This window comes from Saccharopolyspora flava, assembly GCF_900116135.1.
In the GTDB taxonomy this organism is placed as follows: domain Bacteria; phylum Actinomycetota; class Actinomycetes; order Mycobacteriales; family Pseudonocardiaceae; genus Saccharopolyspora; species Saccharopolyspora flava.
The window spans coordinates 261,891-287,680 of the sequence record NZ_FOZX01000006.1 but is presented as its reverse complement, the minus strand read 5'-3'; the positions used below and the strand labels follow the sequence as shown (position 1 = coordinate 287,680).

Genomic DNA, 25,790 nt, shown 5'->3' with positions numbered 1-25,790 from the left:
CCCCTTTCGGGGTGGGGGTTTCGTCGGTTCGGGTGATCGTGGTGGTGCGCGCCTAGGGTGTCCATCGTGGACGGAGGTGTGCGGTGGTTCAGCTGATCCTGGTGCTGATCGGGGCGCTGCTGGTGACGGCGGTGGCGCGGAAGCGGGAGATCGCCGCACCGCTGCTGCTGGTGGCGATCGGGATGGCCGTGTCCCTGGTCCCCGAGCTCGACCCGCTGCACATCGACCCGGAACTGCTGCTCACCGTGGTCCTGCCGCCGCTGCTGTACGCGGCCGCGCTGGAGAGCTCGTTCACCAACTTCCGGGCGCGGATCCGCCCGATCGTGCACCACGGCGTGCTGCAGGTGATCGCCACGTCGTTCGTGCTCGGCTGGATCGCGTTCCTGCTCATCCCGGATCTGCCGCTGGCATCGGCGATCGTGCTGGGCGCGGTGATCGCCCCGCCGGACGCGGTGACGGCCGCCGCGATCGGCCGCCAGCTGAAGCTGCCGCGCGGCGTGATGACCGTGCTCGGCGGCGAGAGCCTGATCAACGACGCGGCAGCGCTGACGATCTACCGGATGGCGATCACGGCCGCCGTCGGCACGACCCCGACGCTGGCCCAGGGCCTGTGGGTGTTCGCGCTCGCGGTGGTCGTCGGCGTCGTGCTCGGGCTGGGTTTCGGGATGCTCGCACAGCTGGCCCGGCAGCACGTGCCCGACGTGCAGGTGGCGACGCTGCTGGGCGTGCTGGTGCCGTTCATCGCCTACCTGACCGCTGAGGAGCTGGGCGGCTCCGGCGTGCTCGCGGTCGTCACCGCCGGGCTGTACGTGGGCCACAACCTGCCGCGGGCGCGCGCCGCCGGGCGGCTGCAGGAGCACACCGTGTGGGGCGCGATCAACCTGCTGCTGGAGAGCCTGGTGTTCGCCTACATCGGCCTGCAGCTGAAGTCGGTGATCGGCGACGTGGTGGAGTCCGGCCGGCCGATGGGCGGGATCGTGGTCGCGACGCTGCTGATCCTGGCCGCGGCGATGGCGTTCCGGGTGCTGTGGATGTTCGCCTCGAACTACCTGCCCGGCGTGTCGCACCTGATCATGAGCGGCCGCAGGCGCGGTGGCCGGTGGCGGCGGACCGCGGTGCTGTCCTGGGCGGGGATGCGCGGCGTGGTGACGCTGGCGGCGGCGGGCGCGATCCCGTTCACCACCGACAGCGGCGCCCCGCTGCCCGGCCGCGAGGTGATCCAGTTCGTCGCGGCGGTGGTCGTGGTCGGGACGATCCTGCTGCAGGGCACCACGCTGCCCCCGCTGATCCGCGGACTGGGTGTCACCGATCCGGAGGAGGAGCGGCTCGACGACCAGGCCGAGGCCGAGGCCCGCAGGATCGCCACGAACGCGGCCCTGGCCTACCTGGACGACCTCACGCCCGCCGAGGCTCGGTGCGAGCGCTCCGCGCTGAACCGGATGGTCGCCCGCGTCCGCGACATGGTCGAGCACCAGGGCATGGCCGCCGCCGAGCAGGTCGGGCGCACCCCGGCGGAGCGCGCCGACACCTCCACCCGGACGTTCTCCGAGCTGCGCCGCACGATCATCGACGTGCAGCGCTCGGCGATCGCGGACGAACGCGACGCGGGCAACCTCGACGACGAGGTGCTGCGCCGCGTCCTCCGCGAGCTCGACCTTCAGGAAGCGGCGGTCGAGAGCTCCTGGCGGAACCGCTGACGCTCGGTTCCCGAGAGGGCGCAGTTTTCATGAAAACTTCCCTCCCTCCGTCGAGAACCGAGGGATCCGACGTCCCGTGGGTGGTGGGGAAGTTTTCATGAAAACTTCCCCACCACCGAAAGGGTCAGGCCATGGTGTGACGCACGATGGTCTGGTCGCGGCCGGGGCCGACGCCGATCGCCGAGACGCGGGCCCCGGAGAGCTCCTCGATGCGCTCGATGTAGGCGCGGGCGTTGGCCGGCAGGTCCTCGAAGGTGCGGCAGTCGCTGAGGTCCTCCCACCAGCCCGGCATCTCCTCGTACACCGGAACCGCGTGGTGCACGCCGGTCTGGGTCATCGGCATGTCCTCGACCCGCTCGCCGTCAACGTCGTAGGCGACGCAGATCGGGATGGTCTCCAGGCCGGAGAGCACGTCGAGCTTGGTCAGGAAGTAGTCGGTGATGCCGTTGACGCGGGTCGCGTAGCGGGCGATCACCGCGTCGAACCAGCCGGTGCGCCGCGAGCGGCCGGTGGTGACGCCGAACTCGCCGCCCTGCTTGCGCAGGTTCTCGCCGGCCTCGTCGGTCAGCTCGGTCGGGAACGGGCCCGCGCCGACGCGCGTGGTGTAGGCCTTGAGGATGCCGATCACAGCGCTGATCTTGGTCGGGCCGACGCCGGACCCGGCCGAAGCACCGCCGGAGGTCGGGTTCGACGAGGTCACGAACGGGTAGGTGCCGTGGTCGACGTCGAGCAGGGTGCCCTGCGAGCCCTCCAGCAGCACCGTCTCGCCGCGCTCCAGCGCCTGGTTGATCTTCAGCTTGGTGTCGGCGATGCGGCCGGCGAACTTCTCCGCCTGCTCCAGCACCGTGTCGACGACCTCCTCGGCGTCGATCGCCCGCCGGTTGTAGACCTTGACCAGGATCTGGTTCTTGATGTCGAGGGCGGCCTCGACCTTCTGGCGCAGGATCTTCTCGTCGAGCAGGTCCTGCATCCGCACGCCGACCCGGGCGATCTTGTCCTGGTAGCAGGGGCCGATGCCGCGGCCGGTGGTGCCGATCTGCTTCTTGCCCAGGTACCGCTCGGTGACGCGGTCGATGGCCACGTGGTACGGCATGATCAGGTGCGCGTCGGCGGACAGCAGCAGCCGCGAGGTGTCGACGCCGCGCTCCTCCAGCCCGGCGAGCTCCTCCAGCAGGACTCCCGGGTCGACGACGACGCCGTTGCCGATCACGTTCGTCACGCCGGGGGTGAGGATCCCCGACGGGATGAGGTGCAGCGCGAAGTCCTGCCCGTCCGGGAGCACGACGGTGTGTCCCGCGTTGTTGCCGCCCTGGTAACGCACGACCCACTGCGCCTGCTCGCCGAGCAGGTCGGTCGCCTTACCCTTGCCTTCGTCGCCCCACTGGGCGCCGATCAGCACGATCGCCGGCATGTGAAACTCCAACCTGGACTGGGTGGTCGCCAGCGTGACCGCACGCTTCGCCCGCTCCCACCACGGGGTATGCCGGTCGATCAGGGTAAACCAGGAGCGAATCGTGAGTACCACCGCATTGTCCTGCGGAAACGCAGGTGGCGCAGCGCATCCGTCCGGTGACGGTGTGCGATGGCACGAGGTTTCGGCCGCGCCGGGCCGCAACGAGGTCGATCCGCTGCTGGCAGAAGCCACCGATCGAGTGGTGGTGCGCGGCACGGACATGGATCTGGCGGCGGTGGTGCTGCGGCTGCTGCGCAAGGAGCGGCTGACCGGGCTGACCGTGGGATACGTCCCGGTCGCCGACTCGCCGGTGGCGCGGCTGTGGGGGCTGACCGTCGGCGACGTCGAGCGGGCGCTGACCGCCACCGCGCGCCCGGTACCGCTGATCCGGGACGACTCGGGCGGGATCCTGCTGGGCGAGGGCGCGATCGCGCCGATCACCGGACAGGCCTACTGCGACGACGAGCAGGTCCTCAACGGGCCCGCGCAGAGCCTCGTGGTCTCGCCGGACCCGGACGCCGAACCGCTGCCGGACCCGACGGCCGATCCGCTGAACCACACGATCGATCCCCCGATGGACGGCCTGCGGGTCACCGTCGTCCGGCGCGGACTGCTGCGCCGCAAGGAGCAGGTGGCGCGCGGCCGCGCGTTCCAGGCCTCGTTCCGCCCGGCGACCGTGCGGCACGACGGCACCGATCATCCGCGGCCGATGGAGAAGTGGGTCTGGTACCGGCACACCGAGGACCTGAACCTGGCTCGCTGATCACCGGGTGTGTGGAATTCACATTTCCTTCGCTCGATCGGTGGCGACTTCACGCCATGTCACCTCTCGGTCACTCCGCGGCATTGAATCGTCCACCCACGTGGGCAATCGTCATCCCCGAGCAGGCGATGCACGCCCACCGCGGAGGAAGCCATGACACGTTCGTTGCGCACCACCCTCGCCGCGCTGCCGCTGGCCGGACTGATCGGGCTCGGGCTCGCGGTGCCGGCCGGCGCCGAGCCGCCCGGCATCCCGGACCCGGCCACCGCCCAGACCCAGCTCGGCGAGCTGACCGTCGCGCCCGAGGGCTCGATGGACGGCTACGACCGGGACAAGTTCCCGCACTGGAACGAGGGATCCGACGGCTGCAGCACCCGCGAGTCGGTGCTCAAGCGCGACGGTGACGACGTCGAGGTCGGCTCCGACTGCTACCCGACCTCGGGCAGCTGGCTGAGCCCCTACGACGGCGAGACCTGGACCCAGCCGTCCGACCTGGACATCGACCACGTGGTGCCGCTGGCCGCCGCGTGGCGTTCCGGCGCGGCGCAGTGGACGCAGGAGCAGCGCCAGGCCTTCGCCAACGACCTGGAGGGACCGCAGCTCATCGCGGTCACCGACAACGTCAACCAGGAGAAGGGCGACCAGACCCCGGACGCCTGGATGCCGCCGTCGACCGACTACCACTGCACCTACGCCTCGATGTGGATCGGCAGCAAGCACAAGTACCAGCTGACCGTCACCGAAGCCGAGAAGGGCGCGCTGCAGACCGCCCTGGACGGCTGCTGATCGGATTCACCGGAGAAACGGGCACCTCCCGGGCGTGGAGGTGCCCGTTTCCCGTTGTCGGAGAGGCATACTGCGCGCATGGCTGAGTTGCGCACGACGGTGACCGCGCCTCCGGGCGGGGTGATGACCGACGAGGTCGGCGTGATCACCGGCGACCTGGAACTGGCGACGGCCTGCGAGGACGGGGCCGTGACGGTGTGGATCCGCTACGACGGCGCGGAGGAGTGGTACCGCCTCTCCGCCGCCGACTGCCACCTGCACGACCAGCGAGATCACCAGCCGCTGCACGACTGCCTCGCAGCGGTGCTGAACCGGCCCTAGTCCTCCTCCGGGTGCAGAGGCGGTAGAGCCGCTGAGGCTTCGCTTCGGGTGAGGCCGGAGGCCTGGAGCAGGTCGACCGCGATGGAGCGGACCTGCAGGACCACGACCTGCATCGAGAAGTCGCCCTCGCCCAGCAGTTCCACCGTGGACTTCCTCGCGACCGAGCGGGCGGCTTCCCTGGCCTGCAGCGGGTCCTTGCCGCTGGCCAGCTCGTCGCGCAGCAGCACCACGGTGCCGGCGAGCTCTTCGAGCATTCCCGGCAGCGGGCGCGGTACGGGTTCTCCGTCGCGCAGCGCGGCCAGCGCGCGGCGGGCCAGGACGCGGGTGTTGCGCAGGGCGCGGTCGACGGGTGTGGCCGCGGTTTCGTAGCGCTCGAGGTCACCGCGCCTGCGCCAGCGGATCGGCGCGAACCGGGCGATCTCGGCCCCGGCCTCCAACGCGCTGCGGAGCTCCTCGACGGACTTGTGGCTCTTGCGGGCCCGGGCGAGCACGTCGGCGGCCATCGACACGTCCCGGTGCGCGACGGCGCTGGCGACCCCGCGCAGCGCGTCGGCCAGCTCGCCGAGCACCACGCGCCCGTTGCGGTGCGCCACCGACAGCGGGTTGGCGGGCAGCAGCGCGGCGACGGCGAAACCCACGAGCCCGCCGACGACGGCGTCGAGCATCCGCGTCAGGCCACCCGAGGTGGCGGGCGGCAGCAGCGTCGCGACCAGCACCGACGACGACGCGGCCTGCAGGACGATCACGCCGCCGCTGTCCAGCAGCACCGCCGTGGACATCGCCAGCGCCACGACCAGCGCGATCTGCCAGGGCCCGGAGCCGATCACCGAGATCAGCACGTCGCCGACCCCGATGCCGATGCTCACGCCCACGACGAGCTCCAGCGCCCGCCGCATCCGCTGCCCCAGCGACACGCCCAGCGAGATCACCGCGGCGATGGGCGCGAAGAACGGCGCGGCGTGCCCGACGAGGTCGCGCGCCAGGAACCACGCCACTCCGGCCGCGACCGCGCACTGCACGATCGGCACCCCGGTTCGCAACAACCGCCGGAGCCGCCGGCTCAACTCCTCACGCACACGCCCCACGAACACATCCTCCGCCCCCGAACACCAGGGCACTCACCAGACCCGACCCCGGTCAAATCCTGCGGTATTCGCCGGGTCGAAAACCGCAGGATTCGACCGGTCAAAAACTGCGGTATTCGACCCGACGAAAACCGGGGTTTTTGACCGGGGTGGGTTGTCCGGTAGGGGACGTCAGGCCAGGTCGTTGGCTTCGAGGGAGGCGGGGTCGCTGTCCTCGAGGAGCTGGCGGCAGCGGTCGAACTCATCGGTCTCGCCGATGGCGCGGGCCGCCTTGGCCAGGGCCGCGACCGAGCGGAGGACGCCGCGGTTGGGCTCGTGGCGCCACGGCACCGGGCCGAAGCCCTTCCAGCCCGCGCGGCGCAGGGCGTCCAGGCCGCGGTGGTAACCGGTGCGGGCGTAGGCGTAGGCGGCGATGTTCTCGCCGGCGCTCAGGGCGTTCTCGGCGAGCGCGGCCCAGGCGGCGCTGAACGCCGGGTGCTGCGCGGCGACCTCGGCGGGGTCGGTTCCGGCGTCGAGGGCGCCCTGCGCCTCGGGGTTCTCCGGCAGCAGCGTCTCCGGCGGCTCCAACAGATTCCTCGTCATGCCCCCATCCTCGCACCACCACCGGGACGACGACGGCCCGTCCACCCAGCGGGCGGACGGGCCATCGGGGACGTCGAGACGTCAGCCGGCGATCATGCGGCCGGCGCTCTTGAGGACCTCGCAGCCCTGGGCGACGCGGGCGGCCATGGACTGCTCGGCGGCCTTGAGGTAGCTGCGCGGGTCGTAGGTCTTCTTGTTGCCGACCTCGCCGTCGATCTTCAGCACACCGTCGTAGTTCTTCATCATGTGGTCGGCGATGGGCCGGGTGAAGGCGTACTGGGTGTCGGTGTCGATGTTCATCTTGATCACGCCGTAGGAGACCGCCTCGTGGATCTCCTCCAGCAGCGAACCGGAACCACCGTGGAAGACCAGGTCGAACGGCTTCGACCCGGCGGCCAGGCCCAGCTTCTCGGACACGACGTCCTGACCCTGCTTGAGGATCTCCGGGCGCAGCTTGACGTTGCCCGGCTTGTACACGCCGTGCACGTTGCCGAACGTCGCGGCCAGCAGGTAGCGGCCCTTCTCGCCGGTGCCCAGCGCCTCGACGGTCTTGATGTAGTCGCCGGGCGCGGTGTAGAGCTTCTCGTTGATGTCGTTGGCGACGCCGTCCTCCTCGCCGCCGACGACACCGACCTCCAGCTCCAGGACGATCTTGGCCTTGGCCGACAGCTCCAGCAGCTCCTGCGCGATCTGCAGGTTCTCCTCGAGGTCGATCGCCGAGCCGTCCCACATGTGGGACTGGAACAGCGGGTTCTCGCCGCGGTCGACGCGCTCCTGGCTGATCTGGATCAGCGGCTTGACGTAGCCGTCGAGCTTGTCCTTCGGGCAGTGGTCGGTGTGCAGCGCGATGTTCACCGGGTACTTCGCCGCGACGACGTGCGCGTACTCGGCGAGCGCCGTGGCGCCGGTGACCATGTCCTTGACCTTGGTGCCGGAGGCGAACTCGGCACCACCGGTCGACACCTGGATGATGCCGTCGCTCTCGGCCTCGGCGAACCCGCGCAGCGCCGCGTTGAGCGTCTCCGACGAGGTCACGTTGATCGCTGGATAGGCGAATTCACCGGTCTTCGCCCGGTCCAGCATCTCCGTGTAGACCTCGGGGGTCGCGATGGGCATCGGTCATCCTCCTCAGGTGGAGTTCGGTCGTGAAGTGACGCGAGAATCGCGCAGCATCCTAAGAACCCACGAGCGCCGGAAGCGGCGCGTCGGGGCAGGTACCACTCTTTCGCGCGTCACAGTGCCCCAGCGGTGTTGTTTTGAAAAGTTGGTGCAAGGATTCAGAAAACGATCCTGTGCACATAGTCACACGCCGGGGCGCCCGCCGCCTACACCCAAGAGCCGGTGACGACCTCCCACTGCCGGATGGTGGTCGAGGCGATCACGCCCGCCGTGGTGTACGGGTCGGCGGCCAGGACCTCGTTGAGCTCCGCCTCGTCGGCGACCTCGTAGATGAGCTGCGCGCCCTCGCCGTCGGTGTAGGGGCCGCCCGCCAGCAGCACGCCCTTGTCGGCCAGGCCTCGCGAGTACTCGCGGTGCTCCGGCCGGACCGCCAACCGCTTCTCCTCGTCCGGGCCGTAGACCAGCTCGACAACGAACCTCGCCATGTCGTCCTCCATCGCGGCGAATTCAACGATCGCGATGACGCTATCCCGAACCCGCCCCGCGAACCCATCCTCGCCCGGTAAGTTCCTAGATCATGGGCGGTGATTCGGAAGGGATAGAGCGGAGCGTCGAGAAGACGTTCGGCACGTTGCGCAAGCTCGACGGCGTCCACCGCGAGACGCAGCAGCCGCTCTCCCTGGAGGACATCTACAAGCAGCAGCGGATGCGCATGGTCCGCCTGGCGATCCTGCTGGTCGACGACATCAGCAGCGCCGAGGACGTGGTGCAGGAGGCGTTCACCGGGCTCTACCGGAACTGGGCGAACCTGCGCGACGCCAACGCCGCGGTCGGCTACCTGCGCACCGCGGTGGTCAACGGGTCCCGGTCGATGCTGCGCCGCCGCAAGACGGCCCGCGAGTACCAGCCGCCGCACCAGGCCAACGCGCGCTCGGCCGAGTCGCTGGCGATGCTCACCGCCGAGCACCAGGCCGTGGTGGACGCGCTGAGCAAGCTGCCGCGCCGGCAGCGCGAGGTGCTGGTGCTGCGCTACTACGGCAACCTGTCGGAGGCGGAGATCGCCGAGGCCACGGGGGTCTCCAAGGGCACGGTGAAGTCGACGGCGAGCCGGGCGCTGGAGGCGCTGCAGAAGCACATCGACGGCTGACGTCCCGCCGCACGAGCCGTGCCGGACAATTCAGGCATCGGCTTCCCGCATCCGGCGGAGTGAGCCGGACACCACCGATTTTGGTGTAGACCACTGCTCGCGTTTGGCGGAGGATCGGAAGCGTGAACACAGCCGAACAGATCCTCACCGGCGCGCGGGTCGTCACCCCGGGCGGAGTCGCACGACCCGGCTGGGTGCGGGTGTCGGGAGGCACCATCGCCGCCGTGGGAGATGGCGCCGTGGGGGACGGCGCCATGGGCGATCGGACCGTCCCGCGCGGACCGGCGATCGAGCTGTCCGGGAACTGGCTGGTCCCCGGCTTCGTCGACATCCACTGCCACGGCGGGGGCGGCGGCTCGTTCACCTCCCTCGAACCGGAGGAGACGCGGACCGCGGTGCACCACCACCGCGCGCACGGCACCACGACGATGCTGGCCAGCCTGGTGTCCGCGCCGATCCCCGAGCTGGTCAAGCAGATCGGCGCGCTCACCGAGCTCACCGCCGACGGGCTGCTGGCCGGGGTGCACCTGGAGGGCCCGTTCCTGTCGCACGCCCGCTGCGGCGCGCACGCGCCCGAGGCGCTGAAGGCACCGGAGCGCGACGACGTGCGGCAGCTGCTCGACGCCGGGCGCGGCGCGGTCCGGATGGTCACCCTCGCGCCGGAGCTGCCCGGTTCCCAGGAGGCGGTGCGGCAGCTGGTCGACGGCGGCGCGATCGCGGCCGTCGGGCACACCGACGCCGTCGCCGAGCAGGTCCTGGCCGCCGTGGACGCGGGAGCGACCGTGGCCACGCACCTGTTCAACGGCATGCGCCCGCTGCACCACCGCGAGCCGGGTCCGGTCGGGGCGCTGCTGGACGACGAGCGGGTCGACGTCGAGCTGATCTGCGACCTGGTGCACCTGCACCCGACGATCGCCCGGGTCGCGGCCACCCACGCCGGCCGGGACCGGACGATCCTGGTCACCGACGCCATCAGCGCCACCGGCGCGGGCGACGGCACCTACGAGCTGGGGGCGCTGCCGGTGACCGTGGTCGACGGCGAGCCGCGGCTCGCGGACGGGTCGCTGGCCGGCAGCACGCTCACGATGGACGCCGCGTTCCGCAACCTGGTGCGCGACTGCGGGCTGTCGGTGCCCGCCGCGGTCGCGGCCACCTCGACGAACCCGGCGCGGCGGCTCGGCCTGACCGAGGTGGGCGAGATCCGGCCGGGCGCGGCCGCCGACCTGGTCGTGCTCGACGACGACCTGGTGGTCCAGGGCGTCATGCGGCACGGCCAGTGGCTCGCCGAACCGCGCTGACCTGGTCTTTCGCTGATTCACCCCGTTCCGGCCGACCGGCTGGTTAAGGTCGGGGCATGACGGGCCGGGACACCGAGGACGCGCTGTCCGCCGCGCTGCGGGCGCGGGCGAGCGGACGGCCCGGCCCACCGCAGCGCAACCGGCGTCTCGGACCGGGCGGCCTGCTGCTCTTCGTGATCGTTTTGGGACTCCTCGCCGGACTGCTCGCGGCGAGCGTCACAGTCGTGTACCCCATCGTGTGATCAGGGGTGTGCGCTGCGTTGATACCGGGGCGCTCGCCCGGAATCCGGACAGCGCGGCGTCACGGTACCGTTGGCAAGCGTGACGTCCGAATTCGCCGCCGCGGCACAGCCCGCGCTCGCTCTGCTTCCGGATTGGCTGAATCCGGAGAACATCGTCTCTGGTCTGGGCCCGTTCGCGCTGATCGGCGTCTGCCTGATCATCTTCGCCGAATGCGGTCTGCTCATCGGCTTCTTCCTGCCCGGTGACTCGCTGCTGTTCGTGACCGGCATGTTCGTGGCCATCGGCGCGATCGGCACGCCGATCTGGCTGACCTGCGTGCTGCTCGCGGCGTGCGCCTTCATCGGCAACGTGACCGGGTACTGGATCGGCCGCAAGGTCGGTCCGGCCATGTTCAACAAGCCCGACTCGAAGCTGTTCAAGCGCGAGCACGTCGACAAGACGCACGCGTTCTTCGAGAAGTACGGCGCTCGCGCGATCATCCTGGCGCGCTTCGTGCCGATCGTCCGCACGTTCATCACCGCGGTCGCCGGCATCGGTCAGATGGACCAGAAGAAGTTCTTCAGCTACTCGGCCATCGGCGGTGTCGCCTGGACCCTGAGCATGACGCTGCTCGGGTTCTTCCTGGGCAACGTGCCGTGGATCCGGGACAACATCGAGGCGATGGCCATCGTCATCGTCGTGATCTCGATCGTGCCGATCATCATCGAGTACATCAAGGGCCGCCGCGAGAAGGCCCGCGAAGCGGCCTGACGCAGTCCTTCACCGAAGAGCCGGAGCCCGCTCGGGTTCCGGCTCTTCGCTTGCGCGGGGACAGTTTTAGCCATATTCATCCATGATCAAAGTCCGTTTTGCCCGGACAGTAATGGCTAAAACCGTCCCCTGCCTCACCAGGCCCGGGTGAGATCGGCGTGCTGCTGCACCCAGGCGTGCATGACGATGCCCGCGGCGACGCCGGCGTTGATGGAGCGGGTCGAGCCGAACTGCGCGATGGAGACCACCAGATCCGCCTCGCGCCGGGACTCCTCGTGCAACCCCGGCCCCTCCTGGCCGAACAGCAGGACGCAGCGGCGCGGCAGCTCCGCGCGCTCCACCGGGATCGCGCCCGGCGTGTTGTCCACCGCCACCACCGCGAGGTCCTCGTCGCGCGCCCACGACGTCAGCGACTCCACGTCCGGGTGGTGGTGGACGTGCTGGTACCGGTCGGTCACCATCGCGCCGCGCCGGTTCCACCGGCGACGGCCCACGATGTGCACCGCCCGCGCCAGGAACGCGTTCGCCGTGCGCACCACGGTCCCGATGTTGTGGTCGTGCTGGAAGTTCTCGATGGCCACGTGGAAGTCGTGCCGCCGCAGATCGAGATCGGCGACGATCGCCTCCCGCCGCCAGTACCGGTAGTGATCGACGACGTTGCGCCGATCACCGTTCTCCAGCAGCTCCGGGTCGTAGCGCTCGTCCGCGGGCCACGGCCCCTCCCACGGGCCGACGCCGACGCTGGTGCCCCACTCGGTGGGCCCGACGTCCTCGCTCACGCCAGCCCGAGATCGGCCAGCCCCAGCAGCGTGCGGTAGGGCAGGCCCGCTTCCTCGATGGCCTCCCGCGCACCGGTGTCCCGGTCGACCACGGTGGCCACGCCGACGACCTCGGCCCCGGCCTCGCGCAACGCCTCGACCGCGGTGAGCACGCTGCCGCCGGTCGTCGAGGTGTCCTCCACCGCGAGCACCCGCTTGCCGGTGACGTCCGGGCCCTCGATCTGCCGCTGCATGCCGTGCGCCTTCGCGGCCTTGCGCACCACGAAGCTGTCCAGCGCAGGACCGTCGGCGTGCATCATGGCCGCCGCGACCGGGTCCGCGCCCAGGGTGAGACCGCCGACGGCGGTGTAGTCCCAGTCAGCGGTGATCTGCCGCAGCAGACTCCCGATCAGCGGAGCCGCCTGGTGCTGCAGGGTCGCCCGGCGCAGGTCCACGTAGTAGTCGGCCTCCTTGCCGGAGGACAACGTGACCTTGCCGTGCACCACCGCGAGATCGGTGACCAGACGGGCCAGTTCGGAGCGCTGCTTCTCGTTCACCACGAGGTCTGAGGATAGTTCTCAGGTCCGGCCGGGAACGGTGCGGGTGACCACCATGCGCTGCAGCTTCTTCGGGATGAGCCGGCCGACGGCGACCAGCGCCTTGTACTGGGCGCCCGGGATGGACACCGCCTTGCCCGCGCGCAGGTCCGCCAGCGACTCGTGCACGACCTGGTCGGCCTGCAGCCAGAACGCGCGCGGCAGCTTGCTCATCTCCAGGCCCGCGCGCTGGTGGAACTCGGTCTGGGTGAAGCCGGGGCACAGCGCCATGACGCGCACGCCGGTGCCCGCCAGCGACGTCGCCAGCCCCTCGGAGAAGGCGATCACGTAGGCCTTGGTGGCCGCGTAGGTGGAACCGGAGACGGTGAAGAACCCGGCGACGCTGGCCACGTTGATCACGTCACCGCGCCCGCGCTCGCGCATCCCGCGCACCGCCGCGCGGGTGAGCTCCAGGACCGCCGCGACGTTGACGTCGAGCTGCTCGCGCAGCACCTCCTCGGGCAGGTCCCAGAACGCGCCGCCGGTGCCGAAGCCGGCGTTGTTGACCAGCACGTCGACCGGCTGGGCGGTGTCGGCCACGCGCTCGGCGACCGTCGCCCGCTGCGCGGCGTCGGCGAGGTCGGCGGTGAGCACCTCGACCCGCACGTTGTGCCGGGTCCGCAACCGGTCGGCGAGCTCCTCCAACCGAGCCGTGTCGCGCGCGACCAGGACCATGTCGTGACCTTCGGCGGCCAGCCGACGAGCGTAAGCGCGGCCGATACCCGCAGTGGCACCGGTGACGAGTGCGGTAGGCATATCCCGAACCTACCGGTCTCGGAATGGAGCGGATGCTGTGGTCGCCTTGCGGAGCGGTGCCGGTAGCGGAACCTGAGGCGGTCCTCCTGCTCCGGGCGCGCCGACTCATGTATGCCAATACACCACGCCGACGCGTCCTCACAGGAGAACCACCTCAGAACCCGCGGCGGTGCAGGTTGCTCGGGTGGTGAAAGAGAGAGCGGCTGCGCCGCTCGACCTACTGGAGGTGTTCCGAGGGTTCCTCGGCCTCTTCTTCGGCCTCGGCCTGGGCGGTGTTGGGGTCGCTGTCGAACGGGTCGACCAGGTCGGCGAGGTCGCCGAGGTCGCGCAGCAGCCGCTCCAGGCGCGCCGGATCGGCGTCGGCCGGGTGCATGGCGGCCAGCACCCAGTCGTTCTCCAGCCACACCACCGTGACGTCCTGGCCGATCTCCTCGGTGGCGTCCACCAGGTCCTCGGTGACCAGCGGGCGGGCCGCGGCGACCTCGTTGACGAAGGCGTAGCGCGAGCCGACCGGGCCCAGCAGGTCCAGCCCCGAGTCCTGCGGCACCGGCACGTCCGGCAGCCACAGCTCGATGGTGGCCGGGGCGGTGCGGCGGCAGCGGATGCCCACCAGCACGGCGACGTTCTTGCCCCCGGCCTCCAGGTCCAGCACGTAGACCTGACGGCGTCCGTCGGCGGTGAACGTCGAGCCCGCCACCACGTCGACCGCGGTCGTCGCGCCGTACTGCGCCAGCACGCCGCGCTCCCACCGGGTCGGCAGCACGCGGTCCGCCTCGGCGAACTGCCAACCGCGCAGCGCCGCCCAGCGACGCCGCTCCCGGTTGTTGGAGGTGCGCTGCGATCGGTCGGAGATCAGCAGCGCGACGCCGGCGACGATCGCGACGACGGCGACGAGGAACCAGAGCCACGCAGGTATGCCCACACGGGGCAGGGTAGTCCGAACATCGCCGTTCTCGAAGATCACCTGGGCATCCGAATCCGATCCCCTCGATCGACTGATCTTGACGTGCGAAAACGCCGGAACGCCGGGCCTGTCGGGCGGGTCAGGCCTCGAGGTTGTCGCAGAGGGCGCGCCACTCGGCGGTGTCGGGCGCCGGACCGCGCAGCGCCGAGCCCTCCGAGCGCATGCCCTCCAGGACCAGGCCGAGGTAGCGGGCGCGCAGCTCCGCGCGGCGGTGCTCGCCGGTCGGCAGGGCCGGGTTGAGGTGCTTGAACAGCAGCAGGACGTCGGTCCAGTCGATGTCGGCGCGCAGCTCACCGGCCAGCTTGGCGTCCTCGACGAGCGCCTCGATCACCTCGGCCACCTGCTGCTGCAGGATGCGGAACTCCGCCGAGAACGCGTGGTGCTTCTCCAGCGGCGGCAGCACCGTGCCGATGCCGGAGCCCTCGCGCAGGCAGCGGTGCATGAAGCGGCTCAGCGCCCGCCACGGATCGGACTCCTCGGCGCGCGCGGCCTGCGCCTCCGCGATGACCAGCCGGAACGCGGCGATGCGGACCTGCTCGACGAGCTCGGCCTTGCTCGGGTACCGGCGGTAGACGCTGGCCACGCCGACGCCGGCGCGCTTGGCGACCTCCGCCATCGGGGCCGCCATGCCCTGCTCGGCGAAGACCTCCCGCGCGGCGCGGATCACCGCGTCGTCGTGCCCGGTCGTCGCTGCTGTGGTCATGCGCACAGCCTACGCCCGCGCGGAATGGTTCGTTCCGCTAAGAGGTTGTCGCTGACCGGACCCGCACGTCGACTCGCAGAGGAAGACCATGACCACCGAACTGGTCCGGCCCCGCGTCCAGCCCGCACGCGGCCTGTCGCGTTCCGGCTCGTTCTGGTTCATCGGCGGCATCTACGCCCTGTTCCTGATGGCCTCCACCGCCCCGTCCCCGATGTACTCGATCTACCAGCAGCGCTGGGGTTTCACCAACACCGTGCTGACCGAGGTGTTCGCCTCCTACTCGGTGGCGATCCTGGTCGCGCTGCTGCTGTGCGGCTCGCTGTCGGACCACGTCGGACGGCGTCCGGTGCTGGTGGGCGCGCTGGTGCTGGAGATCACCGCAGTGCTGGTGCTCGCGCTGGCCCCCGGCGTCGGCTGGCTGTTCGCCGGCCGCGTCCTGCAGGGGCTGGCCACCGGGGCCGCGACCAGCGCGATCAGCGGTGCGCTGCTGGACTTCCAGCGGCCCGGCTCCAGTCAGGGATCGCTGGTGAACGGGGTCGCCGCGGCGCTGGGCATGGCGGGCGGTTCGCTGCTGGCCGGGGTGCTGGCGCAGTTCCTGCCCGGCCCGACGCTGACCACGTTCCTGCTGCTGGCGGCCGGTTTCGCGGTGGCGATCCCGGTCGTGCTGGCGATGCCGGAGCCGGTCGCCCGGACCAGCCCGCTGCGGGAGGCGCTGCGTCCCCGGCGGCCGGTCGTGCCCGCCGGGCAGGGCGCCCGGTTCGCGCTGATGTCGACGATGGTGCTGGCCTCGTGGACCGTCGGCGGCATGTTCATGTCGCTGGCCCCGTCGGTGGTCAAGGGCATGGTGCACAGCTACCCGAGCCTGATCAGCGGCCTGCCGGTGGCGGTGCTGACCGGGCTCGGCGGGCTCACCCAGCTGCTGCTGTCCCGCTGGGCGGCGACCCGCGCGGTGCGCGTCGGCGCGGGCCTGATGATCGCGTCCCTGGCCGGGGTGGCGGCGGCCGAGGTCGCCGGTGACGTCGACGTGTTCTTCCTGGCGGCGGCGCTGCTCGGGGTGGGCTGGGGCCTGATGTTCATGGGCGCGTTCCGGATGCTCACCGGCCTCGCGGCCCCGCACCAGCGCGCGGGCACCTCGGCAATGATCTACATCGTCGCGTACCTCTCGGCCACCGTCCCCAGCGTCGCCCTCGGCTACCTGAGCACGGTCACGGACCTGCGCACGGCCACCCTCACCTTCACCGCGGCAGCAGCCCTCTTCGCCGCCCTCGCGGCCCTCTCCACCCTCCGCCCCCGCCCCTGACCCCGTTCCGTCCGTCCCGCTCGTCCCGTGGTGGGTGGGGAAGTTTTCATGAAAACTTCCCCCACCACCCACACGATGGGGTTGTTTCGGGAGTGTGGGACGAAAGCCCGTTGCGGAGACGGGGTTTCGTCGGGGTGGTCAGTTCTGCGGGGTCACCGTGAGGGATTCGGTGTCGTCGGTGACGTCGATGCGGACCTTGTCGCCCTCGCGGATGTCGCCCGCGAGGAGCTTGCGGGCGAGCTGGTCGCCGATGGCCGTCTGCACCAGGCGGCGCAGCGGACGGGCGCCGTAGACCGGGTCGAAACCGTTGAGCGCCAACCAGTCCCGGGCTGCGGGCTGCACGTCGAGGGTGAGCCGCCGCTGCGCCAGGCGCGCGGCCAGCCGGTCCACCTGGATGTCCACGATGGACGTCAGCTCCTCGGTGTTGAGCTGGTGGAACACCACGACGTCGTCGAGCCGGTTGAGGAACTCGGGCTTGAAGTGCCCGCGCACCACCGACATCACGGCCTCGTCCCGGTCCCGCTCGTCCAGGTTCGGGTCGGCGATGGCCTGCGAGCCCAGGTTGGAGGTCAGCACCAGGATGGTGTTGCGGAAGTCGACCGTGCGGCCCTGCCCGTCGGTGAGCCGCCCGTCGTCGAGGACCTGCAGCAGCACGTCGAAGACGTCCGAGTGCGCCTTCTCGACCTCGTCGAACAGCACCACCGAGTAGGGCCGGCGCCGCACCGACTCGGTGAGCTGACCACCCTGGTCGTGACCGACGTAGCCGGGCGGCGCGCCGACGAGCCGGGAAACCGAGTGCTTCTCGGAGTACTCGCTCATGTCGATGCGGATCATCGACCGCTCGTCGTCGAACAGGAACCCGGCCAGCGCCTTGGCCAGCTCGGTCTTGCCGACGCCGGTCGGGCCCAGGAACAGGAACGAGCCGGTCGGCCGGTCGGGGTCGGCCACGCCCGCGCGGGTCCGGCGGACGGCGTCGGACACCGCGCGCACGGCCTCGTCCTGACCGACGACCTGGGCGCCGAGCGCCTCCTCCATGCGCAGCAGCTTCGCGGTCTCGCCCTCCATCAGGCGTCCGGCGGGGATGCCGGTCCAGGCGCTGACCACGCTCGCGACGTCGTCGGCGGTGACCTCCTCCTGCAGCATCGCCTTGCGCTCGCTCTGCGCCCGGGTGGCCGTCTCCAGCTCCTTCTCCAGGGCGGGGATCCGGCCGTAGCGGAGTTCGGCGGCCTTGCCGAGGTCGCCGTCGCGCTCGGCGCGCTCGGACTCGCCGCGCACCTGCTCCAGCTGGGTCTTGAGGTCGCGGACCTTGTCGATGGACTCCTTCTCCTGCTGCCAGCGGGCGGTCAGCTCGGAGAGCTTCTCGCGCTTGTCGGCGAGTTCGGCGCGCAGCGCGGCGAGCCGCTCGACCGAGGCCGGGTCGGACTCCTTGGCCAGCGCCATCTCCTCGATCTCCAGCCGCCGGACGGCGCGCTCGACCTCGTCGATCTCCACCGGACGCGAGTCGATCTCCATGCGCAGCCGGGAGGCGGCCTCGTCGACCAGGTCGATGGCCTTGTCCGGCAGGAACCGGGCGGTGATGTAGCGGTCGGACAGCGTCGCGGCGGCGACCAGCGCGCCGTCGGTGATGCGGACGCCGTGGTGGACCTCGTAGCGCTCCTTGAGCCCGCGCAGGATCGCCACCGCGTCCTCCGGGCTCGGCTCGCCGACCAGCACCTGCTGGAAGCGGCGTTCCAGCGCCGCGTCGGTCTCGATGTGCTCGCGGTACTCGTCGAGCGTGGTGGCGCCGACCATGCGCAGCTCGCCGCGCGCCAGCATCGGCTTGATCATGTTGCCCGCGTCCATCGCCCCCTCGCCGGAGGCCCCGGCTCCGACGATGGTGTGCAGCTCGTCGATGAAGGTGATCACCTGACCGGCGGAGTCGGTGATCTCCTTGAGCACGGCCTTGAGCCGCTCCTCGAACTCGCCGCGGTACTTCGCCCCGGCCACCATCGAGCCGAGGTCGAGCGCGACGACCCGCTTGCCGCGCAGCGATTCGGGCACGTCACCGGCGACGATGCGCTGGGCGAGGCCTTCGACGATGGCGGTCTTGCCGACGCCGGGCTCACCGATGAGCACCGGGTTGTTCTTGGTCCGCCGGGACAGCACCTGCACGACGCGGCGGATCTCGGCGTCGCGGCCGATGACCGGGTCGAGCTCGCCCGCCCGCGCGCGCTCGGTGAGGTCCTGGCCGTACTTCTCCAGCGCCTGGTAGGTGCCCTCGGGGTCGGGGCTGGTCACCCGCGCGGATCCGCGCACCTTGGCGAAGGCCTCGCGCAGCGCGTCGGGGGTGCCGCCGTGCCTGCGCAGCAGGTCGGCCACGCGACCGCCCTCGGCGGCCAGGCCGACCAGCAGGTGCTCGGTGGAGACGTACTCGTCACCCATCTCGGTGGCCAGCCGCTGCGCGCTGGTGAGGGCCTTGACCGCCTCACCGGACAGCTGCGGCGCGCCGACGGTGCTGCCGGTGGCCGCCGGCAGCGAGTTCATCAGCGATTCGAGCTCGCGGCGCACGTCGGCGACCTCGGCGCCGACGGCGGTGAGCAGCGGTGCGGTGAGGCCGTCCCCCTGAGCGAGCAGCGCGCCGAGCAGGTGCGCCGGGCCGACGTCCGGATTGCCCGCCACGGTGGCGGCCTGCACCGCGGAGGAGATCGCCTGCTGGGTCTTCGTCGTCGGGTTGAACGCGTCCATTTCCCACCTCGTGCCGGTTTCGCTCGCCGTGCCGGGTATCGCCCTCGTGCCGGGATACCTCCTGGTCATCCCGGATGCCCGGCACAGACCACACACGTCCAACGTAACAAAAGTTGAGCGTGTTCCGCTCAAGTCCAGTTTCACACTAATTTTCTTTTTTCACAGCGTGTAAACAATAGGTCTGACCAATCGGACCAACCTTCTGCAGATTGTTACGCACAGTGCTTGTGTTCACTGATGTCGCGCGCTTTGCTATTGCGCCATGACCTACTCCTTGGGGACCGCCTCCATGGCGACGGCGCCGCCGGACGGCGAACTCGTCCTGGCGGCCGACGCCGGTCCACTCGCCGGCATCGAAGACACCATCAACAACGTCTTCACGCCGATCTCGGATGCCTTCTCCGGGTTCGTGTTCGGTGAGCTCACCGTCTTCGGTGTGACCTTCCCGTGGATCGTGGCCTGGCTGGTGATCGCCGCGACGGTGTTCACCCTGGTCTTCGGCTTCGTGCAGATCCGGAACTTCAAGCTCGCGATCGACCTGGTCCGGGGCAAGTACACCAGCTCCGACGAACCGGGCGAGATCAACCACTTCCAAGCGCTGGCCTCGGCCGTCTCGGGAACCGTCGGGCTCGGCAACATCGCCGGTGTCGGTGTGGCGGTCACCGTCGGCGGCGCGGGTGCCACGTTCTGGATGATCCTGTGCGGCCTGCTCGGCATGGCCACCAAGTTCGTCGAGTGCACCCTGGGCGTGAAGTACCGGGAGATCGACGCCAACGGCAACGTGCACGGCGGCCCGATGCACTACCTGCGCAAGGGCATCGCCGAGCGGATCCCGAACGCCTTCGGCCGCGGCCTGGGCAAGACCCTGGCCGTGCTGGCCGCGATCATGATCCTGCTGTTCGGCGTCGGCGGCGGCAACATGTTCCAGGCCAACCAGACCTTCGCGCAGCTGCGCGACGTCACCGGCGGTGACTCGGGCCTGCTGGGCACCGACGGCGCCGCGCTGATCTTCGGCATCATCCTGGCGATCATCGTCGGCGCGGTCGTGGTCGGCGGCATCAAGTCCATCGGCGCGGTGACGAGCAAGCTCGTCCCGGCGATGGCGATCATCTACATCCTGGCGTCGCTGACGGTCATCGGCGTCAACATCACCGAGGTGCCGGACGCCGTCGTCACCATCGTCAAGGGCGCGTTCACCCCGGAGGCCGGCTTCGGCGGTCTCATCGGCGTGCTCATCGTCGGTTTCCAGCGGGCCGCGTTCTCCAACGAGGCCGGTCTGGGCTCGGCGCCGATCGCGCACTCCGCGGTCCGCACCCAGTACCCCGCGACCGAGGGCCTGGTGGCACTGCTGGAGCCGTTCATCGACACCGTCATCATCTGCACCATGACCGCGCTGACCATCGTCATCGCGCAGCCGCAGCTGTGGATCGAGGGGCAGCGGACGGTCCTGGCCGGCGGTGACGAGCCGGACGGCGTCACCGTCACCTCGCAGGCGTTCGCCGAGGTCCTGCCCTGGTTCCCGTACGTGCTGACCGTGGCGGTCGTGCTCTTCGCCGTCTCCACGATCATCACCTGGGGCTACTACGGCCAGCGGGCGTGGCTGTTCCTGTTCGGCAACACCTCGGTGAGCCGCAACATCTACAACCTGGTGTTCTGCCTGTTCGTGATCGTCGGTTCGGTGCTGAGCCTGAGCAGCGTCATGGACTTCACCGACGCGGTGCTGTTCCTGCTGGCCCTGTTCAACATCATCGGCCTGTACATCATGATCCCGGTGGTCAAGAAGGAGCTGTCCGAGTACAAGGCGAAGATCCGCTCGGGCGAGGTCAGCAAGATCGACAAGAAGGCCGACGCCTGACGACGACCTGACGGAGTGCGGCCGCGATCGGACCCCCGACCACGGCCGCACTCCCTCCCACAGGCACCGGAACCCGGATTGCCGCCGTAACCGGCCGACGGATTCCGGCGGTAGTCGGGTCCCCGAATACCGGAGTAATCCGGGACCCGACTACCGCCGGAATCCGTCCTCGGACGCGAAGAAGCCGTGCGCACCCCCGACGTGCGCACGGCTTCTTCTTGTGCGGAGCGGTCGAGCCAGCCACAGCGGACCGCTCCTGGTCTCTACCCCTCTTCCAGGACCGCCTGGATGTCGATCTGCACCCGCAGGGTCATGCCGACCGCGGCGATGCCCGAGGCCAGCGACTGGCTGAAGCGGACCGCGAAGTCGTCGCGGCGCAGCTGCGCGACCGCCGAGGCCGAGGCGCGGGTGCCGCCCCACTGGTCGGGGCCGACGCCGTCGAAGCGGGTGTCGAGCAGCACCGGCTTGGTCACGCCGAGCATGGTGAGCTCGCCCTGCAGGTCCCACTTGTCGCCGCCGCGCGGGCGCAGCCCGGTGGAGCGGAACGCGATCTCCGGGTGCTCGGCGACGTTGAGGAAGTCCTCGGTGCGCAGGTGGTCGTCGCGCATCGTGTTGCCGGTGTCGATGGTGTCGGCCTTGATCCGGGCCTCCACCAGCGACTGCTCGATCGGGGTGCCGATGCGCACCTCGCCGGAGAACTCGTTGAACCGGCCGTGGATGCTACTCAGGCCCAGGTGCTTGGCGGTGACCTGGATGGAGGAGTGCACGGGGTCGATCCGCCACAGCCCGGGCGCGGGCAGGTCGGCGCCGCCGACGCGGCGGACCTCGACGTCGCCGAGGTTGGCGGTGGCGCCCTCGTGCACGAGGGTGGTGCGGGCGACCGGCTCGTGGCCGATCGCGGTGATGATCGCGGTGTAGGCGCCCGCGGCGAGCCCGGAGGCCAGCAGCGAGCCCTTGCCGTCGCCCTGAGCGCGGGCGACCTGCGCGCCGCTGGAGTCGATGAGGGTCAGCACCGCCTCCGGCACCGGCCAGCCGTCGCTGCCGAGCACCGACGCGGTGACCGCTCCGGTACCCCGGGCGGCACCGGTCTGACCGTTGCCCGACGCGGCCTGCGGTTGGCCGAGATCCATGGTGAAAACACTCCTTCGCAGAAGCTCGATCATGATCTTGCTGTGCGGGCGGGCCCGGCGTCCAGCCGAACCCGCCCGCCGCAGCGCGACCGTGATCTACGGGTGGTGCGGGTGCGACCGTCAGGCTTCCGGGTAGCCCAGGTCGACGTCGTGCGACGACTCCTGGCCCGTCAGCCGCAGCGAGCTGGCCACCGGCGGGTACCCGCTGGCGATGACCGTGTACTCACCGTCGGGCAGGTCGGTGAAGTGGTAGTTGCCGTCGATGTCGGTGGTGCCCGCGGCGACCACCGCGCCCGAGCCGTCGAGCAGCGTCACCCGCGCGTCCGGCACCGGCACCCCGAGGTTGGCCGAGCGGATCACGCCGTGCAGCTGCGCCCCGGTCTGCAGGGCGACGTCGAGCCGCACCCGTTCCCCGTCGGTGACCACGATCGGGTGCGCGACCGGGCGGTAGCCGTCGGCGGTGACGGTCAGCGCGTACGAGCCGCCGACCAGGTCGGAGAAGCCGTACTCGCCGTCGCCGTCGGTGGCGTTGGTGGCCACGACCTCGCCGCGCACGTCGGTGAGCACCACCATCGCGCCCGGGACGCCGGCGCCGCCGACGTGCACCAGACCGCTGAGCTCACCGGCCCCGAGCAGCTGCACGTCGTGCCGGACCGGGCGGTCGGAGACCACGACCATCGACGCGGTCGGCTGGTAGCTGCCGCCGGAGGCGATCAGCACGTAGGTGCCGTCGTTGCCGACGTCGAAGTGGAACCGCCCGTCGTTGTCGGTGCGGGCCCGCTCCACCTGGCGCCCGTTGGCGTCGGTGAGCGTCAGGACCACGCCGGAGACCGGGGTGCCGATCGAGTCGTGGACGACGCCGTGCACGGCCCGCTGCTGGAGCTCGTGGCCCTCGGCGAACCGGCCGGTCAGCGCCGCGCCGTTGGAGGCGAAGGACGGGATCGACGGCTCGGTCCACGGGTTGGCCCGCTCGGGGTTCACCTGCGCACCGTTGGTCCTGCCGTCCTCGAGGCCCTCGTCGTGTGCCGACACTGAAGCCGTCTCCCTTTCCTCATTGCTTTCGATCGTCGTCCGCAGCGGCTTCTCGCGGATGAACAGCACCGCGAGGAACGTGACCACGGAGATGCAGGCCGAGATGAGGAAGATGTCGCCGATGGCATCCCCGTAGGCCGCGCGGACGATGGTCTGGATGGGCCCGGGCAGGTGTCCCACGTCCAGCGATCCGGTGCCGCCGCCGGAGGACGCGGCCTGGGCCGCGCCGGGGATCTTCGCCAGGCCTTCCATGATGTAGTCCTGCACGCGGGTGGCCAGGACCGCGCCGAGCACCGACACGCCAGCCGAACCTCCCAGGGTGCGGAAGAAGGTGACGACGGAGGTCGTCGAACCCATGTCCTTGGCGCTGGTGGCGTTCTGCACGGCCAGCACCAGGTTCTGCATGAGCATGCCGACTCCGCTTCCCATCAGGAAGAGGAAGACACCCACCAGCACCAGGTTCGTTTCGTGATCGACGGTGCTCAGTAGCCCCATCGCAATCATCATCACGATCGAGCCGACGATCAGGAACGGTTTGATCTTGCCGGTGACCCGGGAGATGATCTGGCCGCTGACGGTGGAGGAGATGAACAGCCCGCCGACCATCGGCAGCGTCATCAGACCCGCGACGGTCGGGCTGAAGCTGCGCGCGATCTGGAAGTACTGGCCCAGGAACACCGCGCCGCCGAACATCGCGGTGCCGACCGCGACGGTGCCGATGGTGGCCAGCGTGACCGTGGGGTTGCGGAACATCCGCAGCGGCACGATCGGTTCGCTGTGCTTGGCCTCGATGATCACGGCGATGATCAGCGCGAGGAGGCCGCCGCCGACGAAGTAGCCGGTCTCCGGCGAGAGCCAGTCGAAGTTCTTGCCGGCCAACGAGACCCAGATCAGCAGCAGCGAGACGCCGCCGACCAGGAACAGCGCGCCGAACCAGTCGATCTTGATCTGGCGCTTGACGACCGGCAGCTTCAGGACCCGGCCCAGCACGATGAAGGCGATGACCGCGATCGGCACGGTGACCCAGAAGCACCAGCGCCAGCCCAGCCACGGGGTGTCGACGATGACGCCGCCGACCAGCGGGCCGCTGACGGTGGCCACCGCGAAGGTGGCACCGATGTAGCCGCTGTAGCGGCCGCGTTCGCGCGGCGAGACCATCGCCGCGATGACGACCTGGATCAGCGCCTGCAGACCGCCCATGCCGATGCCCTGCAGGGCGCGGAACCCGATCAGGGTCTCCATCGACTGCGCGAAACCACCGGCCACGGAGCCGACGGTGAAGATGGTGATGGCGATCTGGTACAGCAGCTTCTTGCTGAACAGGTCGGAGAGCTTGCCCCACAGCGGGGTGGAGGCGGTGGAGGTCAGCAGCATCGCCGTGACGACCCAGGTGTACTGCCCCTGAGTCCCGTGCAGGTCGGCGATGATCCTCGGCAGCGCGTTCGACACGATGGTCGAGCTGAGGATGGCGACCAACAGCGCCAACATCAGGCCGGACATGGCCTCCAGGATCTGGCGGTGCGACATCGCCGGTTCCTGAGCCGACTCGTGCGGCGCGCTCGGTTGAGTCGACACCCTGGGCGCCGTCTCCGTCGAGCTGGTCATCGAGTTCCTTCCCTCATCCGGGGGGCCGAGAGGTCCCCCTGGTCAATCGTGTGCCCGTTCTCGGGCGCGTCACCGTCGTCGATCGTGTAGCGGCGGATGTCGGACATCGCGTCGCCGAGCAACCGGGCCAGTTCGCGGACCTTGCCGTCGTCCCAGCCGACCAGCGCCTCGCTGATCCATTCCTGCTTCTTGCGCTCGAGGTCGGCCACGACCTGCTCACCGTCGTCGGTGGCGCGGAGCAGCGACACCCGCCTGTCGGCGGGGTCGGGGCGGCGGGTGATCAGTTCCGCCTGTTCGAGCTGGTTCACCTGCCGGCTCACCACGGACGCATCGACGATGCGGTGGTGGGCGAGGTCGGATACCCGGCTTTCGCCTCGGTGCACGAGCTCGGTGAGCAGTCCGGCCGCCGCGTAGGGAACCTGGTCGGAGAGCTGCAATCCCCGTTGCAGCGCGACTTGCTTGAGGCCCATCAAGGCGCGGAGTGGGCGGAGCAGCTCACCACAGGTCTCGGGTGTCGGTCCCATGTGAGCCCATCCTTATTAGTTGCTAAAGGCAACAATACGACCACTTGGTTGCAGCACGCAACTGAAATGAGGGTGAGCCGCGACACCGGCCGTTTTTGGCCGTTTTGCCTGATCGCGAACGATTCAGCTGGTCTCGTTCAGCTTGCCCAGCAGGCGGGCGAGGTCCTCCAGGTCCTGGGTGGTCCAGCTGGAGAACTGGCCGTGCAGGTGCTTGCGCCGCTCGGCGCGCACCCGCTCCAACCGCTCGGAACCCAGGTCGGAGAGCTGGATGCGGCGAGCGCGCCCGTCATCGGGGTCGGGAGCGCGCTCCAGCAGGCCGAGGTCGACGAGCGTGGCGATCTGCCGGGACACCGTCGACTTGTCCAGCCCGGTGCGGCCGGCCAGGTCCATGCCGCGCAGGGGCCCCTCGTTGGCCACCATCAGCAGCAGCGTGTACGAGGCGGGGTCCAGGTCCGGGTGGACCAGCGCGGCGACGTGGGTCGAGAGGTTCCGCGCGTTGCGGAACATCATCACGAGTTCGCGCTCGACCTCCTCGGCGGCTTCCCGGCGCACGGGGTCCTCAACGAACTCGTCGTCCTGCTCGCTCACTTCGCTCCCCG

25 protein-coding genes are annotated in these 25,790 nt (G+C 70.2%); 10 read left to right on the top strand and 15 right to left on the bottom strand.

All coding sequences use genetic code 11. The features are described from left to right. Positions 1-83 precede the first annotated feature (83 nt). A complete protein-coding gene (locus BM424_RS19240) occupies positions 84-1,697 on the top strand; it encodes a Na+/H+ antiporter (protein ID WP_093419915.1) in 1,614 nt (537 codons plus the stop codon). Between the two features lie 124 nt (positions 1,698-1,821). Here BM424_RS19240 and BM424_RS19235 read toward each other — a convergent pair whose 3' ends face one another. Further along, positions 1,822-3,108 carry an adenylosuccinate synthase gene (locus BM424_RS19235; protein ID WP_093419912.1) on the bottom strand — a complete coding sequence of 429 codons (1,287 nt, stop codon included), beginning with the start codon at positions 3,106-3,108 and terminating at the stop codon, positions 1,822-1,824. A 166-nt stretch (positions 3,109-3,274) separates the two neighbouring features. Between BM424_RS19235 and BM424_RS19230 the strand changes: the two genes are divergently transcribed. From BM424_RS19230 to BM424_RS19220, 3 genes are all read left to right on the top strand, one after another. Further along, complete coding sequence (locus tag BM424_RS19230; protein WP_093419910.1) at positions 3,275-3,913, top strand: hypothetical protein; 639 nt, start codon at positions 3,275-3,277, stop codon at positions 3,911-3,913. A gap of 153 nt (positions 3,914-4,066) precedes the next feature. Then, positions 4,067-4,699 (top strand): HNH endonuclease family protein, encoded by a 633-nt coding sequence (locus BM424_RS19225; protein ID WP_093419907.1) that lies wholly within the window; start codon positions 4,067-4,069, stop codon positions 4,697-4,699. Positions 4,700-4,777: 78 nt separating this feature from the next. Then, positions 4,778-5,020 carry a hypothetical protein gene (locus tag BM424_RS19220; RefSeq protein WP_093419905.1) on the top strand — a complete coding sequence of 81 codons (243 nt, stop codon included), beginning with the start codon at positions 4,778-4,780 and terminating at the stop codon, positions 5,018-5,020. Here the strand turns inward: BM424_RS19220 and BM424_RS19215 are convergent. From BM424_RS19215 to BM424_RS19200, 4 genes are all read right to left on the bottom strand, one after another. Further along, positions 5,017-6,105: an FUSC family protein gene (locus BM424_RS19215; protein ID WP_175548162.1), complete on the bottom strand. Its 1,089-nt coding sequence runs from the start codon at positions 6,103-6,105 to the stop codon at positions 5,017-5,019. The genes BM424_RS19220 and BM424_RS19215 overlap by 4 nt on opposite strands. Before the next feature lie 171 nt (positions 6,106-6,276). Next, positions 6,277-6,687 (bottom strand): DUF3151 domain-containing protein, encoded by a 411-nt coding sequence (locus BM424_RS19210; protein ID WP_093419900.1) that lies wholly within the window; start codon positions 6,685-6,687, stop codon positions 6,277-6,279. Positions 6,688-6,768: 81 nt separating this feature from the next. Next, positions 6,769-7,803, bottom strand: coding sequence for a class II fructose-bisphosphate aldolase (gene fbaA / locus BM424_RS19205; RefSeq protein ID WP_093419897.1), 1,035 nt, complete (start codon positions 7,801-7,803; stop codon positions 6,769-6,771). A 209-nt stretch (positions 7,804-8,012) separates the two neighbouring features. Further along, entirely contained in the window at positions 8,013-8,291 is a 279-nt protein-coding gene (locus tag BM424_RS19200; RefSeq protein WP_093420162.1) for a YciI family protein, read from the bottom strand. 92 nt (positions 8,292-8,383) lie between these two features. Between BM424_RS19200 and BM424_RS19195 the strand changes: the two genes are divergently transcribed. The 4 genes from BM424_RS19195 (at position 8,384) to BM424_RS19180 (ending at position 11,244) form a co-directional block, all read left to right on the top strand. After that, positions 8,384-8,953: a SigE family RNA polymerase sigma factor gene (locus tag BM424_RS19195; protein WP_093419895.1), complete on the top strand. Its 570-nt coding sequence runs from the start codon at positions 8,384-8,386 to the stop codon at positions 8,951-8,953. 122 nt (positions 8,954-9,075) lie between these two features. Continuing rightward, entirely contained in the window at positions 9,076-10,251 is a 1,176-nt protein-coding gene (nagA, locus tag BM424_RS19190) for an N-acetylglucosamine-6-phosphate deacetylase (protein ID WP_093419892.1), read from the top strand. Between the two features lie 56 nt (positions 10,252-10,307). Then, positions 10,308-10,493 carry a hypothetical protein gene (locus BM424_RS19185; RefSeq protein ID WP_093419890.1) on the top strand — a complete coding sequence of 62 codons (186 nt, stop codon included), beginning with the start codon at positions 10,308-10,310 and terminating at the stop codon, positions 10,491-10,493. 79 nt (positions 10,494-10,572) lie between these two features. Further along, a complete protein-coding gene (locus tag BM424_RS19180; protein WP_093419887.1) occupies positions 10,573-11,244 on the top strand; it encodes a DedA family protein in 672 nt (223 codons plus the stop codon). A 134-nt stretch (positions 11,245-11,378) separates the two neighbouring features. Here the strand turns inward: BM424_RS19180 and BM424_RS19175 are convergent, their stop codons facing one another. From BM424_RS19175 to BM424_RS19155, 5 genes are all read right to left on the bottom strand, one after another. After that, the gene (locus BM424_RS19175) at positions 11,379-12,023 is read right to left on the bottom strand and encodes a TrmH family RNA methyltransferase (protein WP_093419885.1); all 645 of its coding nucleotides are present in this window, start codon (positions 12,021-12,023) and stop codon (positions 11,379-11,381) included. Continuing rightward, positions 12,020-12,562, bottom strand: coding sequence for an orotate phosphoribosyltransferase (gene pyrE / locus BM424_RS19170; RefSeq protein WP_093419882.1), 543 nt, complete (start codon positions 12,560-12,562; stop codon positions 12,020-12,022). Before pyrE ends, BM424_RS19175 begins: the two co-directional genes overlap by 4 nt. 18 nt (positions 12,563-12,580) lie before the next feature. Further along, positions 12,581-13,354, bottom strand: coding sequence for an SDR family NAD(P)-dependent oxidoreductase (locus tag BM424_RS19165; RefSeq protein ID WP_093419880.1), 774 nt, complete (start codon positions 13,352-13,354; stop codon positions 12,581-12,583). A 217-nt stretch (positions 13,355-13,571) separates the two neighbouring features. Then, positions 13,572-14,276, bottom strand: coding sequence for a type III secretion system chaperone family protein (locus BM424_RS19160; RefSeq protein WP_217649760.1), 705 nt, complete (start codon positions 14,274-14,276; stop codon positions 13,572-13,574). Between the two features lie 121 nt (positions 14,277-14,397). Beyond that, positions 14,398-15,021, bottom strand: coding sequence for a TetR/AcrR family transcriptional regulator (locus BM424_RS19155; protein WP_093419877.1), 624 nt, complete (start codon positions 15,019-15,021; stop codon positions 14,398-14,400). Between the two features lie 88 nt (positions 15,022-15,109). Between BM424_RS19155 and BM424_RS19150 the strand changes: the two genes are divergently transcribed. Next, positions 15,110-16,321, top strand: a complete 1,212-nt coding sequence (locus BM424_RS19150; protein ID WP_093419875.1) for an MFS transporter — start codon at positions 15,110-15,112, stop codon at positions 16,319-16,321. A gap of 138 nt (positions 16,322-16,459) precedes the next feature. Here the strand turns inward: BM424_RS19150 and clpB are convergent, their stop codons facing one another. Beyond that, on the bottom strand, positions 16,460-19,045 hold the full coding sequence (clpB, locus tag BM424_RS19145; protein WP_093419872.1) for an ATP-dependent chaperone ClpB: 2,586 nt from the start codon (positions 19,043-19,045) through the stop codon (positions 16,460-16,462). A 262-nt stretch (positions 19,046-19,307) separates the two neighbouring features. On the opposite strand from clpB, the gene BM424_RS19140 reads away from it, so the two are divergent. Next, positions 19,308-20,900 (top strand): alanine/glycine:cation symporter family protein, encoded by a 1,593-nt coding sequence (locus tag BM424_RS19140; RefSeq protein ID WP_175548161.1) that lies wholly within the window; start codon positions 19,308-19,310, stop codon positions 20,898-20,900. Between the two features lie 263 nt (positions 20,901-21,163). On the opposite strand, the gene BM424_RS19135 is transcribed toward BM424_RS19140, so the two are convergent. The 4 genes from BM424_RS19135 to BM424_RS19120 all read right to left on the bottom strand — a co-directional run bounded on the left by BM424_RS19135 (position 21,164) and on the right by BM424_RS19120 (position 25,779). After that, complete coding sequence (locus BM424_RS19135) at positions 21,164-22,030, bottom strand: YceI family protein (protein ID WP_093419867.1); 867 nt, start codon at positions 22,028-22,030, stop codon at positions 21,164-21,166. A gap of 120 nt (positions 22,031-22,150) precedes the next feature. Then, positions 22,151-24,589 (bottom strand): MFS transporter, encoded by a 2,439-nt coding sequence (locus BM424_RS19130; RefSeq protein ID WP_245775983.1) that lies wholly within the window; start codon positions 24,587-24,589, stop codon positions 22,151-22,153. 74 nt (positions 24,590-24,663) lie between these two features. Further along, positions 24,664-25,191, bottom strand: a complete 528-nt coding sequence (locus BM424_RS19125) for a MarR family winged helix-turn-helix transcriptional regulator (RefSeq protein ID WP_093419861.1) — start codon at positions 25,189-25,191, stop codon at positions 24,664-24,666. A gap of 123 nt (positions 25,192-25,314) precedes the next feature. After that, positions 25,315-25,779: a MarR family winged helix-turn-helix transcriptional regulator gene (locus BM424_RS19120; RefSeq protein ID WP_093419859.1), complete on the bottom strand. Its 465-nt coding sequence runs from the start codon at positions 25,777-25,779 to the stop codon at positions 25,315-25,317. Between the last annotated feature and the right edge of the window lie 11 nt (positions 25,780-25,790).

Coding starts and splice junctions, on each gene's coding strand:
- BM424_RS19235 (WP_093419912.1), bottom strand. CDS start 3,108: ATGCCGGCGATCGTGCTGATCGGCGCCCAGTGGGGCGACGAAGGCAAG.
- BM424_RS19225 (WP_093419907.1), top strand. CDS start 4,067: ATGACACGTTCGTTGCGCACCACCCTCGCCGCGCTGCCGCTGGCCGGA.
- BM424_RS19220 (WP_093419905.1), top strand. CDS start 4,778: ATGGCTGAGTTGCGCACGACGGTGACCGCGCCTCCGGGCGGGGTGATG.
- BM424_RS19210 (WP_093419900.1), bottom strand. CDS start 6,687: ATGACGAGGAATCTGTTGGAGCCGCCGGAGACGCTGCTGCCGGAGAAC.
- fbaA (WP_093419897.1), bottom strand. CDS start 7,803: ATGCCCATCGCGACCCCCGAGGTCTACACGGAGATGCTGGACCGGGCG.
- BM424_RS19200 (WP_093420162.1), bottom strand. CDS start 8,291: ATGGCGAGGTTCGTTGTCGAGCTGGTCTACGGCCCGGACGAGGAGAAG.
- BM424_RS19195 (WP_093419895.1), top strand. CDS start 8,384: ATGGGCGGTGATTCGGAAGGGATAGAGCGGAGCGTCGAGAAGACGTTC.
- BM424_RS19185 (WP_093419890.1), top strand. CDS start 10,308: ATGACGGGCCGGGACACCGAGGACGCGCTGTCCGCCGCGCTGCGGGCG.
- BM424_RS19165 (WP_093419880.1), bottom strand. CDS start 13,354: ATGCCTACCGCACTCGTCACCGGTGCCACTGCGGGTATCGGCCGCGCT.
- BM424_RS19155 (WP_093419877.1), bottom strand. CDS start 15,021: ATGACCACAGCAGCGACGACCGGGCACGACGACGCGGTGATCCGCGCC.
- BM424_RS19150 (WP_093419875.1), top strand. CDS start 15,110: ATGACCACCGAACTGGTCCGGCCCCGCGTCCAGCCCGCACGCGGCCTG.
- clpB (WP_093419872.1), bottom strand. CDS start 19,045: ATGGACGCGTTCAACCCGACGACGAAGACCCAGCAGGCGATCTCCTCC.
- BM424_RS19140 (WP_175548161.1), top strand. CDS start 19,308: ATGACCTACTCCTTGGGGACCGCCTCCATGGCGACGGCGCCGCCGGAC.
- BM424_RS19135 (WP_093419867.1), bottom strand. CDS start 22,030: ATGGATCTCGGCCAACCGCAGGCCGCGTCGGGCAACGGTCAGACCGGT.
- BM424_RS19130 (WP_245775983.1), bottom strand. CDS start 24,589: ATGTCGCACCGCCAGATCCTGGAGGCCATGTCCGGCCTGATGTTGGCG.
- BM424_RS19125 (WP_093419861.1), bottom strand. CDS start 25,191: ATGGGACCGACACCCGAGACCTGTGGTGAGCTGCTCCGCCCACTCCGC.